Source organism: Paenibacillus sp. GQ49 (assembly GCF_059759055.1).
Genome location: NZ_JCAXEL010000002.1, coordinates 364,068 through 379,559, shown reverse-complemented (window position 1 = coordinate 379,559; position 15,492 = coordinate 364,068). Strand labels below are relative to the sequence as shown.

Sequence of the window (15,492 nt, the reverse complement as noted above, 5' to 3'; positions counted from 1 at the left end):
GCACATTGAGGGGGAGATGGAATAATATGTTGGAATTTGATTTCGAGATGGAGAGCTTGGCTCAAATTAAAGTCATCGGTGTAGGCGGCGGCGGAAGCAATGCAGTCAACCGTATGATTGAAAATGGTGTACAAGGTGTTGAATTTATTACGGTAAATACGGATGCTCAGGCGTTACACCTGGCGAAATCCGAGCATAAATTGCAAATCGGTGATAAATTGACTCGTGGTCTTGGTGCTGGTGCCAACCCGGATGTAGGTAAAAAAGCAGCGGAAGAGTCCCGCGATCTGATCATGAACACGTTGAAAGGTGCAGACATGGTATTTGTTACAGCCGGTATGGGCGGTGGTACAGGTACAGGTGCGGCTCCGGTTATTGCCGAAATCGCTAAAGAGTGTGGTGCACTTACCGTTGGTGTCGTAACTCGTCCATTTACATTTGAAGGACGCAAGCGTTCCAGCCATGCAGAGCAAGGTATTGAAGCTCTCAAGGAAAAAGTCGACACACTGATCGTGATTCCTAATGATCGTTTGCTCGAAATCGTAGACAAAAAGACTCCTATGCTTGAAGCATTCCGTCAAGCGGATAACGTACTTCGTCAAGCTGTACAAGGTATCTCTGATTTGATCGCTGTACCGGGTCTGATCAACCTTGACTTTGCTGACGTCAAAACGATTATGCACGAACGTGGTTCAGCCCTTATGGGGATTGGTGAATCAACTGGTGAGAATCGTGCCGCAGAAGCAGCACGGAAAGCCATTATGAGTCCTTTGCTTGAAACTTCTATTGAAGGTGCTCGCGGGGTAATCATGAACATTACGGGTGGCGTTAATCTGTCCCTGTATGAAGTGAATGAAGCGGCAGAGATCGTAACGTCTGCTTCCGACCCGGAAGTAAACATGATCTTTGGTGCCATCATTGACGAAGACCTGAAAGAGGAGATTAAGGTTACAGTTATTGCAACTGGTTTTGAAGATAAACCTGCTCCACCACCACCAGGACGTAAGCCAGCTCCAGCAACAGCGGAGACGACAGATACGCGTTCGCCGAACCTGCGTCCTTTTGGAAATCAGCCGAGCAATGATCAGCTGGACATTCCGACATTTTTACGCAATCGTTCACGCAATAACAACAACGATTAATACGCAAATCAATTTATTGGAAACCCGGTACTCCTTATGGAGCGACCGGGTTTTTTCTGTTTATTTAGATAGCATAGCATACAGTAATGAACAAATTCTGAACAAAGGGCCTGAGCAATTCCGACAAAAAAAGTTGGAACCACACCCCCATGATTAGACAGACTTTGAACAGGGGGCTCCGTATACTTGTGAATATGCTCATGAATATCAGGATATCGGGTACCGGTATTTCGATATGTTGCGCGCAGGCAGGTGAAGACTTTGGTTGTTTATGTGGATCTAATTTTTTTGACAAACCTGTGTATTGACGGTGCACTCATCGGAATGACCGCCTGGATGCGCAAGACAAAGCTGGTTTGGTGGCGATGGTTGCTGTCAGCCATTGTGGGTGCATTATACGTGGTCATGATGTTTGTACCGGAGTTTGATTTTATGTTCACCTTTTTGATCAAGTTCGGGTTCTCGCTGGTCATGCTTACGATTGCTTTTGGTTTTAAAGGTCTGCAGGCTTTTGCGAGGACGCTCGGTACCTTCTATGTGATTAATTTTGTCGCTGCCGGAGGTATTCTAGGTGTGCATTACATGCTTCAGAGCTCCGGTGAGTTGTTTAACGGCATTTGGTTCACGGCTTCTGGCGGTATGTCATTTGATCTGAAAATTGCTTTCTGGTTCACGTTTATCGTATTTTTTGCTGTCCTGTTTTTATTCAAAGCTGTGCAGAGTTCCAAACGGAAAACGGATCGCATGACGACCTATTTGGGCAAAGTTGAGGTCTACATCGATGAGGTAGTCATTTCTTGTACAGGCCTTCTGGATACGGGCAATCAACTTACAGATCCCTTATCGCGCATGCCGGTCATGGTGATGGAGGTTTCGTTATGGCAAGACATGTTACCTGCTTCATGGAAGGGTAGACTCAAGGACGAGGCGCCGGACAACCTTATTCTGGAGCTTGATCAGGAAAGTTTTCAGTGGCAGGATCGACTGCGGCTGGTGCCTTATCGGGGCATTAACAAAGGGACTGCGTTTATGCTGGCAATGAAGCCGGACCGGGTGAAGGTGACGATGGAGGAAACATGTTACGAGACGACAAGGGTACTTATTGGGCTGGATGGAGGTGTTTTGTCGTCGGATGGGAAATACCAGGCCGTGATTCATCCTGAACTTGTGCAAGACGCTGCTTCTGCGCAGTCTACGGCTCTCTCTGCGGGAGCAACAGAAAAGCCGCTGAATGTGGTATAGGAGGAACGTACATGCTTGTGAAATGGAAACTGGTGGCGCAGCTGCAATATTACCGTCTGTTATTTTTATTGGGACTCAAAAGCGAAGAGATCTATTATATTGGGGGAAGTGAGGCACTTCCGCCGCCTTTGACAAGGGAAGAAGAAGAATTTTTACTGCAAAAATTATCCTCGGGAGACTCGGCCATTCGCGCGATGCTTATTGAGCGCAATCTGCGTCTGGTGGTGTACATTGCACGCAAATTTGAAAACACAGGAATCAATATTGAGGATTTGGTTTCCATTGGAGCGATCGGATTGATTAAGGCAGTTAATACATTTGACCCGGAAAAGAAAATCAAACTGGCAACCTATGCTTCACGTTGTATCGAAAATGAAATTTTGATGTACCTGAGACGTAATAGTAAGATCCGAACTGAAGTTTCTTTTGATGAACCGCTCAACATTGATTGGGATGGAAATGAACTATTATTATCCGATGTACTGGGTACAGAAAACGATACAATCTATCGGAATATTGAAGAGCAGGTAGACCGGAAGCTTCTGCACAAGGCACTGGAAAAATTAACGGAGCGCGAGCGAATGATTATGGAGCTTCGTTTTGGCTTGACGGATGGGGAAGAAAAGACACAAAAAGATGTAGCCGATCTCCTCGGAATCTCCCAATCCTACATCTCTCGACTCGAAAAAAGAATCATTAAAAGACTCCGCAAGGAGTTCAATAAAATGGTCTGAAATACATCTTTGGTCAGAATGGGTATTACTGGCAAGGGTGCCAAGTACGAATAAAAAAGCCTGCCCCGGAGATAATGTACATTAATGTTTCTCCTTGGGAGGTAAATCACGATGACCCGAAACAAAGTCGAGATTTGTGGCGTGGACACCGCAAAATTGCCTGTCCTCACCAACACTGAAATGCGGGAATTGTTTCATTCCCTTCAGCAACACCATGATCGCTCAGCAAGAGAGAAATTAGTGAATGGCAACCTGCGTCTGGTACTCAGTGTCATTCAGCGTTTTAACAATCGGGGGGAGTTTGTCGATGATCTGTTCCAGGTTGGTTGCATCGGCCTGATGAAAGCCATTGATAATTTTGATTTATCCCAGAATGTCAAATTTTCAACCTACGCGGTGCCGATGATTATCGGTGAAATCCGTCGATACCTGCGTGATAATAACCCAATTCGGGTATCTCGCTCCTTGAGGGACATTGCTTACAAAGCACTTCAGGTCCGTGACAGCCTGACGAATAAAAATTCCCGGGAACCGACGATATTCGAAATTGCGGAAGTACTGAATGTGCCGAAGGAAGATGTTGTTTTTGCATTGGACGCCATTCAGGACCCAGTCTCGCTCTTCGAACCGATTTATCATGATGGTGGAGATCCGATCTATGTTATGGATCAGATCAGCGATGACAGAAACAAAGATGTGTCATGGATCGAGGAAATTGCACTTCGTGAAGCGATGCATCGTCTTGGTCAGCGGGAAAAAATGATTCTGTCGATGCGGTTTTTCGAAGGGAAAACCCAGATGGAAGTGGCTGATGAAATTGGCATTTCCCAGGCTCAGGTATCACGTCTGGAGAAATCAGCGATACAGCAGATGCAAAAACATGTAAAGTCGTAACACGATGCAAAGGCAGAAGGACGATCAATCGGGGCAGTGTATACCGTTGGTCGTCTTTTTGTTTTGGACCGTTTCCACATTCAATGAAAAACAGGACATTTTTCGCCCCTGAAACATATATTGTATAGAAGCGTGAAGAACGGGCAGAAGAGGAATAACAGGGGGCGGAAATGAATGAAAGTAAATACGAGCGAAGTAGCGGCACGAGGCATGAAAATCTCGGACTTTCAGACAAAGGATGTCATTAACATTACGGATGGTAAACGCCTCGGTCAGATCAGTGATTTGGAGCTGGATCTGAAGCAGGGACGAATTGAAGCGATTGTTGTGCCAGGGTACAGCCGTTTTATGGGTCTTTTTGGCGGGGGAACGGATCTGGTGATTCCCTGGAGAAACATTGTGAAGATTGGTTCAGATGTGATTCTGGTGAAGATGGATGAGGTGAAGGAAAATACGTATGACGAGCGTGATCGCGAAGCGCGCCTGTATGATGAACAGCAGCATAACCGAACAGAGCGTGTGGAACGCATTGAACGGTCGGAACGTAATCAGCGTCGAACGATATAAATGAGACAGAATGTGGCTCATTTGGTACACTGGAAGTAGTGAGGTGAGATAATGGAACCCTTTGTATTGGATAAGGAATTACTTGAACGGACCAAGAACCCAGATTCAGATTTCGGTCCTGATCCGTTATTATTATATGTTGAGCCCTGGACACAGCAATTTGAACAGTTGTCAGTCGGGTTTACGACGAGGCATGGTGGAGTTGGAAAAGTTCCGTATGCCACGCTCAATTGTGCTTATCATGTGGGGGATGAACCTGAAGTTGTACTTAACAACCGCAGGCTTGTAACCGAGAAGCTTGGCTTTGCAGCAGAAGCATGGACCTGTGGAGAGCAGGTGCATGGCAAACATGTGGCTGTAATTACCGCTGAAGATCGGAGCAGAGGATTACTTGATCGTCAATCTGCGTTGCAGGATACGGATGGATTGGTCACGAATGTGCCTGGTGTGCTGCTGACTTCTTTCTACGCAGACTGTGTTCCGCTTTATTTCTATGACCCTGTGCAGCAGGCGGTAGGTCTTGCTCATGCTGGCTGGAAAGGTACAGTCGCGGGTATCGCTGTATCCATGGTGGAGACGATGGAACGGGAGTATGGCAGCCGTAGGCAGGACATTCGAGCTGCAATCGGTCCGTCGATTGGGGATTGCTGTTATGAAGTGGATGAGGCGGTCATGCAGCATGTACGGGTTTGGTTTGATGATTCCCCGGTTAATGATGAATACAAGGATTCTGCTTCTAAACAAGCATATCGAGCCGTGAATAACGATAAAACGATGTTAAACTTGAAAGAATGTAATCGACACATTATGATGAAAGCAGGAATATTGCCGGATCATATCGAATGTACAACATGGTGTACAAGTTGTCATCCCGAACTATTTTTCTCCTATCGGAAGGAAAATGGTGTTACAGGGCGGATGGCGAGCTGGATTGGGCTGGAAGAGAGGTGACCCTCTGTGTCATTGGAGGAGCGTATTCAACAGGTAAATCAGAAGATCGAGGACGCATGTCGGCGCAGTAACCGTCATCGTGATGATGTGAATGTGATTGCGGTCACGAAATATGTCTCACTTGAAACAACGGGATCGGTGCTGAATCATGGTCTTGAGCATATTGGAGAAAACCGGTGGCAGGATGCACAGGCCAAATGGGAAGCTTTTGGTCAAAAGGGTACCTGGCATTTTATCGGTCATTTGCAGACGAACAAGGTGAAAGACGTGATTGGCAAGTTTCGTTACATACATTCACTGGATCGTTTGTCATTGGCGAAGGAGTTGGATAAGAAAGCAGCTTCACTTGGCACACAAGTGGAAACGTTTTTGCAGGTGAATATTTCGGGTGAAGAGAGCAAGTATGGCTTACAGCCTGAACAGGCAAGTTCTTTTTTGCGTGATATTCGTTCGTTCAACAATCTCAAGGTCGTCGGCCTGATGACCATGGCACCTCATGAGGAAGATCCGGAGCTGACGCGTCCCGTATTTCGTGGATTGCGTGAGCTGAGAGATCAATTGAATGGACAAGCCCTTACAGCAGAGCCATTGACTGAGCTGTCAATGGGGATGTCCAATGATTTTGAAGTGGCCATTGAAGAAGGTGCAACCTGGGTACGGCTAGGATCGATTCTCGTAGGAAAAGAGGAGGGTTCACGATGGGCGTAATGAATAAATTTATGAATTTCCTCGGACTTCAGGAAGAGGAAGAGATTGTGGAACGTGAACGAATGGCTGCGCAGGAGGAAAATGAGGCTGAACATCAGGAAGCTGAAACCTCCAGTCTCGATAAACGTAGAAACCAAAGGGGGAATAATGTGGTGAGCATTCATTCCCAGAAAAATGTTAAAGTTGTCCTGTATGAACCGCGTTCTTATGACGAGGCTCAGGAAATTGCCGACCATCTGCGTTCGCATCGTACCGTTGTGGTGAATCTGCAACGAATTCGCCAGGACCAAGCGCTGCGCGTTATTGATTTTTTGAGTGGCACGGTATATGCATTGGGTGGCGGTATTTCCAAAATCGGCGGAAACATTTTTCTCTGTACGCCAGATACGGTTGAAATTCAGGGATCAATTACGGAAATACTGGCTGACAGCGAGCAAGATTATAACAGAATGAGGTGAGCCACTTTTGTATCAGATTGAAAGCGTGTTGTACACGTTATACCAGATTTACTTTTACATGGTCATTGTCTACATATTGATGTCTTGGCTTCCCAATGCGCGGGAAAGCTTCATCGGTGAATGGCTGGGCAAATTAGTGGAGCCATATCTAAGACCATTCCGTCGATTTATCCCCCCTTTGTTCGGTGTGCTGGATATTTCCCCGATTGTGGCGCTGATCGTTCTGCAACTCGCGCTTAATGGGCTGATCTCCATTCTCCGATACTTTATATAATGTTGGGTAGGGTGACATAGATGAGCGGTGAAATTTACGAACATTTTAGCCATGATGAGCGGGATTTTGTAGATAAGGCTTCGGATTGGGTTGAGCGGGCAGGTAAGTATCATGACATGAAGCTAACTGACTTCCTTGATCCAAGACAGGTTTTTATATTACAGACTCTTGCCAATCGCCGTAACGACGTTCAGATTCGTCTGGATGGTGGTTACGAGGCTGCTGAACGCAAGCGTGCGCTGGTTGCACCTGATTATATGTATCTGGATGATGAGGATATGGGAATGCAGGTGCTCAGTATTACGTCTGATGATCAGAAAATCTCGGAGCTGGAGCATGGGGACTATATGGGTTCCCTGCTCGGGCTTGGGATGAAACGTGGAAAGATCGGGGATATCCAAGTGCTGGAGGACGGTTGCCATACAGTGGTGGCGGCGGAAACCGGCGCTTTTTTATCGCTTCAACTGAATCAGGTGCATCGGTTACATGTGTTCACAGAGTTACTTCCTTTGGATCAGATGCGGTGGTCAGAGAGTAAACTGGAGACGATGGACATTACGGTCGCTTCTCTTCGTTTGGATGGAATCTGCGCAGATGTGTATCGGCTTAGTCGCAGTAAAGTGCTGGTGCCAATCAAAGCTGGTCGCTGCCGTGTGAACTGGAAAGTTGAGGAAGATCCCTCCAAATCGCTAAAAGCGGGTGATGTCGTATCCATCCAGGGATTTGGCCGTTTCAAGGTTATGGAACAGGATGGGATGACCAAAAAAGGCCGCTGCCGAGTGAAAATCGGCAAATTTGCCTGAGTCTGTTGCAGGAAAATCCGCTTTCTTGTCGAAATGTTTATCATAAAGGTGTAGAAAATACGCGGTGTATCCGATATACATTAAGTCAAAGCTTTACATGAACGTTGGAGGATGCAATTCTGATCCTGCATTCCGTATACGTTGCCAAAGTTAGTCATCAACGATACGGCCCCTTGGGTGGTACCCATGCTGCAAACCTTCTCTGGACGGGAAGGAACTTTAACAGGAGGTGGACAGCATGCCATTAACGCCGCTGGACATACACAACAAGGAATTTTCCCGACGTTTGCGCGGGTATGACGAGGATGAAGTCAATGAATTCCTGGATCAAGTCATCAAAGATTACGAAGGCGTCATTCGCGAGAACAAAGAGCTGAGCAATCAGTTGCTGTCCGTTCAGGAAAAGCTGGATCATTTTGCCACGATTGAAGAGACACTCAGCAAAACGATCATCATTGCGCAGGAAGCTGCTGATGATGTGAAGGGTAATGCCAAGAAAGAAGCGCAGTTGATCGTGAAGGAAGCAGAGAAAAATGCAGACCGGATCGTGAACGAATCGCTGGGAAAATCGCGTAAAATTGCTTTGGAAGTGGAAGAACTGAAAAAGCAGGCCTCGATTTATCGTGCCCGTTTCCGCACGCTTGTTGAAGCGCAGCTTGAACTGTTGACTCAGGATGGTTGGGAAGTGCTGGAGAGCCGGGAGCAGGAAGTGCGTGACCGTGAGCGGGAGATGAAAGAAATTTATTAGTCTGTCGCCTGGTTGACTTTTGTCTGCAAAGAGGCTATAACTATATTCATAATGAATAGTGATTCCATGACGGGTTCAGTACGTTATGATCTCATCCCTCAGAGAGTTGGTGGTTGGTGCAAACCAATGGATGAGTTATAGCCGAATATCTCCCCGGAGAAGTGACGCTGAAGCGGTGATTATGATTGCCGTGTGTAAGCCGAACCGTAAGCCGTACGTTATAACGGCACCCTGCGGTAGTATAGCGGGGCATAAGCGCTGTTGATGACAGAGCATACCCAGGTTTGCCTGGATGTGGTTTGTGATGAACAGAATTAGGGTGGTAACGCGAGTATAGCCTCGTCCCTTTCCAGGGACGGGGCTTTTTTGTGTCCAAAAAAGGCGAACGTACATGAGGCCCGAAGGGACCTCAAGGAGAGAGCCAATCGCCGGGGGAGCGAAGCGCCCGGCACACGGGTTCGCTAAGGCGAGCGTTCATGAGGCCCGAAGGGACCTCAAGGAGAGAGCCGCCCGCCGGGAAAGCGAAGCACCCGGCACACGGGTTTCGCTAAGGCGAGCGTACATGAGGCCCGAAGGGATCTCAAGGAGAGAGCCCACCCGCCGGGAAAGCGAAGCACCCGGCAACACCCGCCTCGCGGTAAGGCCATGCGGCGTTCACGCAGGGAATAGCCGCAAAATGGCCGCCACTACGCACATAAACTCTCGCCCATAAGCGCCACCGATCCCTCACCGACAACCCATCCCGGGTGTCCAGAGGGCGGAGCGCCTATGGGGTCCCCCTTGGCAAGGGGGATTTAGGGGGATTGAAACGCTTTTTGTGGACGGTCCACAATCCAACCAAAGAAAGGGAAGATAATCATCATGCAACGAGTTGACGTCAAAGAGAAGGCACGTGCCAGAGAATTACGCGTGTTAGATAAATGGAAAACGGAGAACACATTCAAAAGAACCATCGAAAACCGGGAGGGTAAGCCAAACTTCGTGTTTTATGAAGGGCCGCCTACAGCGAACGGTAAACCGCATATCGGTCACGTACTGGGACGCGTAATCAAGGATTTTGTTGGACGGTATAACACGATGAAGGGTTACCGTGTCGTTCGTAAAGCAGGTTGGGATACACATGGTCTGCCTGTAGAGCTGGGTGTACAGAAGAAGCTTGGTATCTCCCACAAGTGGGAAATCGAAGATTACGGCGTGGAAAAATTCATTAATGAATGTAAAGCAAGCGTATTTGAATACGAGCAACAATGGCGTGATCTGACAGAAGGTATCGGATATTGGACGGATATGGATAACCCGTATATCACCCTTGATAACAACTACATCGAGAGTGTATGGAACATCCTGGCGACAATCCATGAGAAAGGCCTGTTGTATCGTGGTCACCGTGTGAGCCCGTATTGTCCTTCTTGTCAGACAACACTGAGTTCCCATGAAGTTGCACAAGGGTACAAAGACGTCAAAGATCTGAGTGCTACAGCGAAATTCAAACTGAATGATAGCGGAGAATTTGTACTGGCTTGGACGACAACACCTTGGACACTGCCTTCACACGTTGCACTTGCCGTGAATCCGGATATGGACTACTCCCGTGTTCGTCAAGGTGATGAAGTGTACATCATGGCAACCAATCTGGTTGAGAAAGTGATGAAAGATACCAAGGGTGAGTATGAGATCATCGGTGCACTGAAAGGTGCAGACCTGGTTGGCAAAACGTATGATCCTCCGTTCAACTACGTACAGGCTGAGAAGGCCAACATCATTCTGGGTGCAGGCTTTGTAACGGATGCAAGTGGTACGGGTATCGTACACATGGCTCCTGCCCATGGTGAAGATGACTACCGTGTATGCCGTGAGAACGGGATCAGCTTTGTGAACATGGTGGACCTGGAAGGTAAATTTGTCGCTGAAGTGACTGACTTTGCCGGACGTTTCGTGAAGGATTGTGATATTGATATCGTGCGATATCTGTCTGAGCATGGACGTTTGTTCAGCAAAGAAAAATATGAACACAGCTATCCGTTCTGCTGGCGTTGTGATACACCGCTTCTGTACTATGCAATGGACAGCTGGTTTATCCAAACAACAGCCATCAAGGACCAATTGATTGCCAACAACAGTGAAGTGGATTGGTACCCAGGTCACGTTCGTGAAGGTCGCTTCGGGAAATTCCTTGAGGATCTGGTGGATTGGAATATCAGCCGTGATCGCTATTGGGGAACTCCGCTGAACATCTGGGTGTGCGAGGAGACGGGCGAACAATTTGCTCCACACAGCATTGCAGAATTGCGTGCTCGTGCGGTAGGTGATGTGCCTGAGAATCTTGAATTGCATAAACCATATGTGGATGACGTTAAAGTCATGAGCTCTTGTGGCAAATATGAAATGAAACGTACACCGGAAGTGATCGATGTCTGGTTCGACAGCGGCTCCATGCCGTTTGCCCAGCAGCACTATCCATTTGAAAATAAAGAAGTATTCGAACAGCAGTATCCTGCGGATATGATCTGTGAGGGAATTGACCAGACACGTGGCTGGTTCTACAGCTTGCTGGCGGTTTCCACCCTTTTGACAGGCAAAGCGCCTTACAAAGCGGTTATGGCTACAGGACACGTTCTTGACGAGAACGGACAGAAGATGTCCAAATCCAAAGGTAACGTTATCGATCCTTGGGAAGTGATTGAAGAATACGGTACAGATGCATTCCGCTGGGCTTTGTTGTCTGACAGTGCACCGTGGAACAGCAAACGTTTCTCCAAAGGTATCGTAGGCGAAGCCAAATCCAAAATGGTGGATACGCTGGTCAACACCCATGCATTCCTGACGCTTTATGCTACCATTGATGGATTTGATCCACAGGAGCACCCGTTCCAACTGTCCGCACACAAGCTGGATCGCTGGATTCTGTCGAGACTGAACAGCCTGATCCTGGTTGTAGAAAAAGCGTTGCTGGTTAACGACTATCTGAATTCTTCCAAAGCGATTGAAGCATTTGTTGATGAGTTGAGTAACTGGTATATCCGTCGTTCGCGTGACCGTTTCTGGGGAAGTGGCCTGACAGAAGATAAACTGGACGCTTACCGTACATTGACTGAAGTACTGGTGACTACCGCGAAGTTGGTTGCTCCGTTCACACCAATGCTGGCAGAAGATATCTATCTGAACCTTGCAACAGGCGAGAGTGTGCACATGGAAGACTATCCGGTAGCTAATGAAGCGCTGATTGATGCAGGACTGGAACAGGATATGGAGACGGCTCGCCGCGTGGTTGAACTTGCCCGTAACGTTCGTAACGAAACAGGTATCAAGACACGTCAGCCACTGTCCGAATTGATCGTTTCACTCGATAAAGGGTTTGACCTGGCAAGTTATGAAGAGATCATCAAGGAAGAGATCAATGTAAAAGGAATCCGTACGGAGCATAATGATGCGGAATTCGTTGACTTTACATTGAAGCTGAACCTGAAGGTCGCAGGTAAGAAATACGGTAAAAACGTAGGATTCCTGCAAAACTTCTTCAAGGGAATGACGGCCGATGAGACGCGTAAAGTGGTTTCGGAGGGTGTGCTGAACATCGTTTCTCCGGAAGGCGAAGAGCTGCAAGTGACGAGCGAAGAATTATTGGTTGATAAACAGGCCAAATCAGGCTTTGCTTCAGCATCAGGTTACGGTCTGACGGTTGCGCTCAATACCGAAATCACGCCAGCATTGGAACAGGAAGGCTGGGTCCGTGAAGTGGTTCGTGCTGTGCAGGATACCCGGAAACGACTGGACCTGCCGATTGAGAAAAGAGTACGTTTGACGCTGGATGTGGATGCATCCCTTCAGGAAGCTATTCAGGCGTTTGATGATGTGTTGCGTGAAAATGTTCTCGTAACCGAAGTTACATTTGGCTCGAATGAGTCCATGGAACGCGTTGAAGCCGGAGGCAAATCGATCGGTATTTACATCGAAGCGTAATTCGGAGCATGTCCCATTCAATTAGGACAGAATATAGAGTATAAACCAACGAGCCGCAGAGACAGGGACATATTCCCTGGTTCTGGGCTCGTTTGTTTTTTAGGCAATAAGGCAATGATTCTATAGTGCAGTCAATCTATATTGATCAAAGGAACTGACCAAAACATGAGCGAACATGACAAGCAAACCGCATCCACTTCACAACAATCAACATCAGATAATCTGAATTCCCGTGACAAAATTGAAGAGTTACATACCCTGACAAACCGTCTGGCGAATGAACTGGAACGTTCACGAATAGCGCAATACACAGAATTGCTGAACAGGCCATGGAAATTGATTGGACTTAACCTGTTGTCTGGAGCCGCCCGAGGTGTGGGGATCGCGATTGGATTTACCTTTTTTGCAGCAACGATCATTTACGTTTTGCAGCTACTTGGGGCGCTCAATCTTCCCATTGTTGGAGATTACATCGCTGATATTGTGCGCATTGTCCAGCGCCAGCTTGATATGAACACATACTAAGCGATTAGCAGCGATTAAAGGTGAAAGATATCAAAGTGCATTTAGTACATGTCATCCGTCTCCATATCCGGTTCTAACAGACCCTCGCCCTCACGGTTCTCCAGGTACTGGCGATATTGCCGATTGCGCACGATGGAGACGTCATGACCATAGATGTCCGTGGCAACAAAGCTTTCGTACGCTTCAACGCAGCCTTCCACTTCATCGGTTGCTTCAATCGCCATAACATCATAGCTATCGATATCACGTCCTTCAGCCATGGCTGGTGAGTTCGATGTGCCCCAGCTCTCAACGATCTGCCAGGCATCCTCGCCATCGAAGCCATTTTGGTCATCACGCTCGTCCAGACTGGTTCGACCAAATGCCGGGGCAAGGAATTCTTCCTCTACAGGACGGTTTTCGGAGACAACGGTTTCCGGTTGATGTTTTTTGCAGTATTTGGTGTAGGGAACAGCTTCCATACGTTCATAAGGGATGGGTTGCTGGCAGACCGCACATGTACCATAATGTCCTTCTTCGATGGAGTGCAGTGCAGAATCAATTCGTTCCAATTGGAATTCATCATGTTCCAGCAGGGATATGTCTTTCTCGCGTTCATACACCTCCGTGGCTATGTCACCAGGATGGTTATCAATTGGTGATAATTCACCTGTCTGTAGCTTAAGGGAATCTCCAAGGCCATAATGCTCGTTTTCCGAAAGTCTATGTTCAATATCGCGCTTATCGGACATCAGTTGGGAACGTAAAAATTGCAGTTGTTCGTTAGTAAAATGTGACATGATTTTCCCCTTTCTGCTTTCATGCTGGAATCCGGATTTTGACTCTATTGTAGGATGTGCCATTAAGGGCAAGATTACAGAAGGGAAATGTTATCGTTTTTGCCATAAGCATTGCTGATATAGTGCGTCGTGGACGATTTCCAAACAGCTGTGCTACAATAAACAAGTCTGGCGTAAGCCTGGTATCGTTTGGAAAAGACAAGAACGGAGTGACAAACAAACGTGGTGTATTATATCCTCGCTTTTATCGTATTTTTATTGGATCAGGGAACCAAGTATCTGATTGCAACCCGGATGGAACTCAGAGAAGAGATTCCGGTCATCGGCAATTTCTTTGTCATCACATCACATCGTAACTCAGGAGCAGCTTTTGGCATTCTGCAAGACCAGCGTTGGTTCTTTATTGTGGTTACGTTGATTGTGGTCGTTGCCTTGATTTGGTATTTGCAAAAGGTAAAAGATACCCCGCACAAATTGCTGCCTGTGGCGCTTAGTTTGGTGCTTGGTGGAGCAATTGGCAACTTCCTTGACCGGGCATTGACCGGAGAAGTTGTAGATTTTGTACAGCTTAATTTTGGAAGTTATACGTTTCCCATTTTTAACATCGCCGATTCGGCAATCTGCATCGGTGTAGGGTTGATCATAGTGGAGACATTGCTTGAAGGACGGCGCGAAAAAGCAGCCGCGAAGATTGAAGGGAATGAACATCATGAGTAATCCGAATAAGGAACAGATCAACGACGAAGAACTAATGAATGGCAATGAACGTATGGAATGGACCGTTGCCGCTGAACATAAAAAAGAACGAATTGACAAATATATTACGGAAGCTGTGGATAACGTATCTCGCTCCCAGGTTCAATTGTGGATCGGAGACGGAATGGTTACGGTAAATGGTGCTGTAGTCAAAGCCAATGCCAAGTTATCCGAAGGTGATCTGATTGAACTACAGATTCCAGAACCAGCTGCTGTGGAGATCATTGCCGAAGATATTCCGCTGGAAGTGGTATATGAAGACAGCGACCTGATCGTGATCAACAAACAGCGTGGTCTTGTGGTGCATCCGGCACCAGGACATACGTCAGGTACCCTCGTTAATGCACTTATGCATCACTGCAAAGACCTCTCGGGTATTAATGGGGAGTTGCGTCCTGGTATTGTGCATCGTATCGATAAGGATACATCTGGCCTGATCATGGCTGCCAAGAACGATCGTGCTCATGCATCACTGGCTGCTCAGTTGAAGGAACATACGGTGAATAGACGGTATATTGCGCTTGTTCATGGTCATCTTAATCATGATCAAGGGACCATTGATGCACCGATTGGACGCGATACCAATGACCGCAAAATGTATACGGTCACAGAACGTAACAGTAAACATGCCGTTACGCATTTTACTGTTACAGAGCGGATTAATGATTACACCTTGCTGGAATTGAAACTGGAGACAGGACGTACTCACCAGATTCGGGTTCACATGAAATTTATTGGTCACCCGCTTGTAGGAGATCCAACTTATGGACGAAATAAAGGCATCAAAATGCAAGGACAGGCTCTTCATGCGGCTATTCTTGGATTTGTGCATCCAACAACGGGAGAATACCTTGAATTTTCAGCTCCGATTCCGCAAGATATGGAAGACGTGCTTGCCTCACTACGCAGTCGTTAACAGCTCCAAGAAAGTACAAATGTTCGGATACTTTG

Annotated in this window: 16 protein-coding genes and 1 other annotated feature; of the genes, 15 read left to right on the top strand and 1 reads right to left on the bottom strand. The window is 47.1% G+C overall.

Annotated features, from left to right (window positions below):
• The first annotated feature begins 26 nt into the window (after nt 1–26).
• The 13 genes from ftsZ to AC6CIF_RS06275 all read left to right on the top strand — a co-directional run bounded on the left by ftsZ (nt 27) and on the right by AC6CIF_RS06275 (nt 13,006).
• On the top strand, nt 27–1,142 hold the full coding sequence (ftsZ, locus tag AC6CIF_RS06335) for a cell division protein FtsZ (protein WP_017687306.1): 1,116 nt from the start codon (nt 27–29) through the stop codon (nt 1,140–1,142).
• 261 nt (nt 1,143–1,403) lie between these two features.
• Complete coding sequence (gene spoIIGA, locus AC6CIF_RS06330; RefSeq protein ID WP_498198567.1) at nt 1,404–2,384, top strand: sigma-E processing peptidase SpoIIGA; 981 nt, start codon at nt 1,404–1,406, stop codon at nt 2,382–2,384.
• An 11-nt stretch (nt 2,385–2,395) separates the two neighbouring features.
• Nucleotides 2,396–3,118 carry an RNA polymerase sporulation sigma factor SigE gene (gene sigE, locus AC6CIF_RS06325; RefSeq protein WP_017687308.1) on the top strand — a complete coding sequence of 241 codons (723 nt, stop codon included), beginning with the start codon at nt 2,396–2,398 and terminating at the stop codon, nt 3,116–3,118.
• 111 nt (nt 3,119–3,229) lie between these two features.
• The gene (gene sigG / locus AC6CIF_RS06320; protein ID WP_017687309.1) at nt 3,230–4,012 is read left to right on the top strand and encodes an RNA polymerase sporulation sigma factor SigG; all 783 of its coding nucleotides are present in this window, start codon (nt 3,230–3,232) and stop codon (nt 4,010–4,012) included.
• Between the two features lie 174 nt (nt 4,013–4,186).
• Nucleotides 4,187–4,579, top strand: coding sequence for a YlmC/YmxH family sporulation protein (locus AC6CIF_RS06315; protein ID WP_017687310.1), 393 nt, complete (start codon nt 4,187–4,189; stop codon nt 4,577–4,579).
• A gap of 51 nt (nt 4,580–4,630) precedes the next feature.
• On the top strand, nt 4,631–5,530 hold the full coding sequence (gene pgeF / locus AC6CIF_RS06310) for a peptidoglycan editing factor PgeF (protein ID WP_307416742.1): 900 nt from the start codon (nt 4,631–4,633) through the stop codon (nt 5,528–5,530).
• A 6-nt stretch (nt 5,531–5,536) separates the two neighbouring features.
• Nucleotides 5,537–6,238, top strand: a complete 702-nt coding sequence (locus AC6CIF_RS06305) for a YggS family pyridoxal phosphate-dependent enzyme (RefSeq protein ID WP_307416743.1) — start codon at nt 5,537–5,539, stop codon at nt 6,236–6,238.
• Entirely contained in the window at nt 6,229–6,696 is a 468-nt protein-coding gene (locus AC6CIF_RS06300; RefSeq protein WP_036614853.1) for a cell division protein SepF, read from the top strand. Before AC6CIF_RS06305 ends, AC6CIF_RS06300 begins: the two co-directional genes overlap by 10 nt.
• A gap of 7 nt (nt 6,697–6,703) precedes the next feature.
• The gene (locus AC6CIF_RS06295) at nt 6,704–6,970 is read left to right on the top strand and encodes a YggT family protein (RefSeq protein ID WP_440131282.1); all 267 of its coding nucleotides are present in this window, start codon (nt 6,704–6,706) and stop codon (nt 6,968–6,970) included.
• A 20-nt stretch (nt 6,971–6,990) separates the two neighbouring features.
• Nucleotides 6,991–7,773 (top strand): YlmH family RNA-binding protein, encoded by a 783-nt coding sequence (locus tag AC6CIF_RS06290; RefSeq protein WP_091014083.1) that lies wholly within the window; start codon nt 6,991–6,993, stop codon nt 7,771–7,773.
• 238 nt (nt 7,774–8,011) lie between these two features.
• Nucleotides 8,012–8,521, top strand: a complete 510-nt coding sequence (locus AC6CIF_RS06285; RefSeq protein WP_458127311.1) for a DivIVA domain-containing protein — start codon at nt 8,012–8,014, stop codon at nt 8,519–8,521.
• 57 nt (nt 8,522–8,578) lie between these two features.
• Nucleotides 8,579–8,871, top strand: a binding site (T-box leader).
• Nucleotides 8,872–9,382: 511 nt separating this feature from the next.
• Entirely contained in the window at nt 9,383–12,481 is a 3,099-nt protein-coding gene (gene ileS, locus AC6CIF_RS06280) for an isoleucine--tRNA ligase (RefSeq protein WP_498198562.1), read from the top strand.
• 165 nt (nt 12,482–12,646) lie between these two features.
• Complete coding sequence (locus AC6CIF_RS06275; protein WP_498198560.1) at nt 12,647–13,006, top strand: DUF5665 domain-containing protein; 360 nt, start codon at nt 12,647–12,649, stop codon at nt 13,004–13,006.
• Between the two features lie 41 nt (nt 13,007–13,047).
• On the opposite strand, the gene AC6CIF_RS06270 is transcribed toward AC6CIF_RS06275, so the two are convergent.
• Nucleotides 13,048–13,785 (bottom strand): TraR/DksA C4-type zinc finger protein, encoded by a 738-nt coding sequence (locus AC6CIF_RS06270; protein WP_076211518.1) that lies wholly within the window; start codon nt 13,783–13,785, stop codon nt 13,048–13,050.
• A 222-nt stretch (nt 13,786–14,007) separates the two neighbouring features.
• Between AC6CIF_RS06270 and lspA the strand changes: the two genes are divergently transcribed.
• Nucleotides 14,008–14,502, top strand: coding sequence for a signal peptidase II (gene lspA, locus AC6CIF_RS06265; protein ID WP_017687321.1), 495 nt, complete (start codon nt 14,008–14,010; stop codon nt 14,500–14,502).
• Nucleotides 14,495–15,457, top strand: coding sequence for an RluA family pseudouridine synthase (locus tag AC6CIF_RS06260; protein ID WP_372238382.1), 963 nt, complete (start codon nt 14,495–14,497; stop codon nt 15,455–15,457). The genes lspA and AC6CIF_RS06260 overlap by 8 nt, the downstream gene beginning before the upstream one ends.
• Nucleotides 15,458–15,492 lie beyond the last annotated feature (35 nt).

Bases quoted from the DNA above. Each gene is read 5' to 3' on its own strand.
- ftsZ (WP_017687306.1), top strand. From the start codon at position 27: ATGTTGGAATTTGATTTCGAGATGGAGAGCTTGGCTCAAATTAAAGTC.
- sigE (WP_017687308.1), top strand. From the start codon at position 2,396: ATGCTTGTGAAATGGAAACTGGTGGCGCAGCTGCAATATTACCGTCTG.
- sigG (WP_017687309.1), top strand. From the start codon at position 3,230: ATGACCCGAAACAAAGTCGAGATTTGTGGCGTGGACACCGCAAAATTG.
- AC6CIF_RS06315 (WP_017687310.1), top strand. From the start codon at position 4,187: ATGAAAGTAAATACGAGCGAAGTAGCGGCACGAGGCATGAAAATCTCG.
- pgeF (WP_307416742.1), top strand. From the start codon at position 4,631: ATGGAACCCTTTGTATTGGATAAGGAATTACTTGAACGGACCAAGAAC.
- AC6CIF_RS06300 (WP_036614853.1), top strand. From the start codon at position 6,229: ATGGGCGTAATGAATAAATTTATGAATTTCCTCGGACTTCAGGAAGAG.
- AC6CIF_RS06290 (WP_091014083.1), top strand. From the start codon at position 6,991: ATGAGCGGTGAAATTTACGAACATTTTAGCCATGATGAGCGGGATTTT.
- AC6CIF_RS06285 (WP_458127311.1), top strand. From the start codon at position 8,012: ATGCCATTAACGCCGCTGGACATACACAACAAGGAATTTTCCCGACGT.
- ileS (WP_498198562.1), top strand. From the start codon at position 9,383: ATGCAACGAGTTGACGTCAAAGAGAAGGCACGTGCCAGAGAATTACGC.
- AC6CIF_RS06275 (WP_498198560.1), top strand. From the start codon at position 12,647: ATGAGCGAACATGACAAGCAAACCGCATCCACTTCACAACAATCAACA.
- AC6CIF_RS06270 (WP_076211518.1), bottom strand. From the start codon at position 13,785: ATGTCACATTTTACTAACGAACAACTGCAATTTTTACGTTCCCAACTG.
- AC6CIF_RS06260 (WP_372238382.1), top strand. From the start codon at position 14,495: ATGAGTAATCCGAATAAGGAACAGATCAACGACGAAGAACTAATGAAT.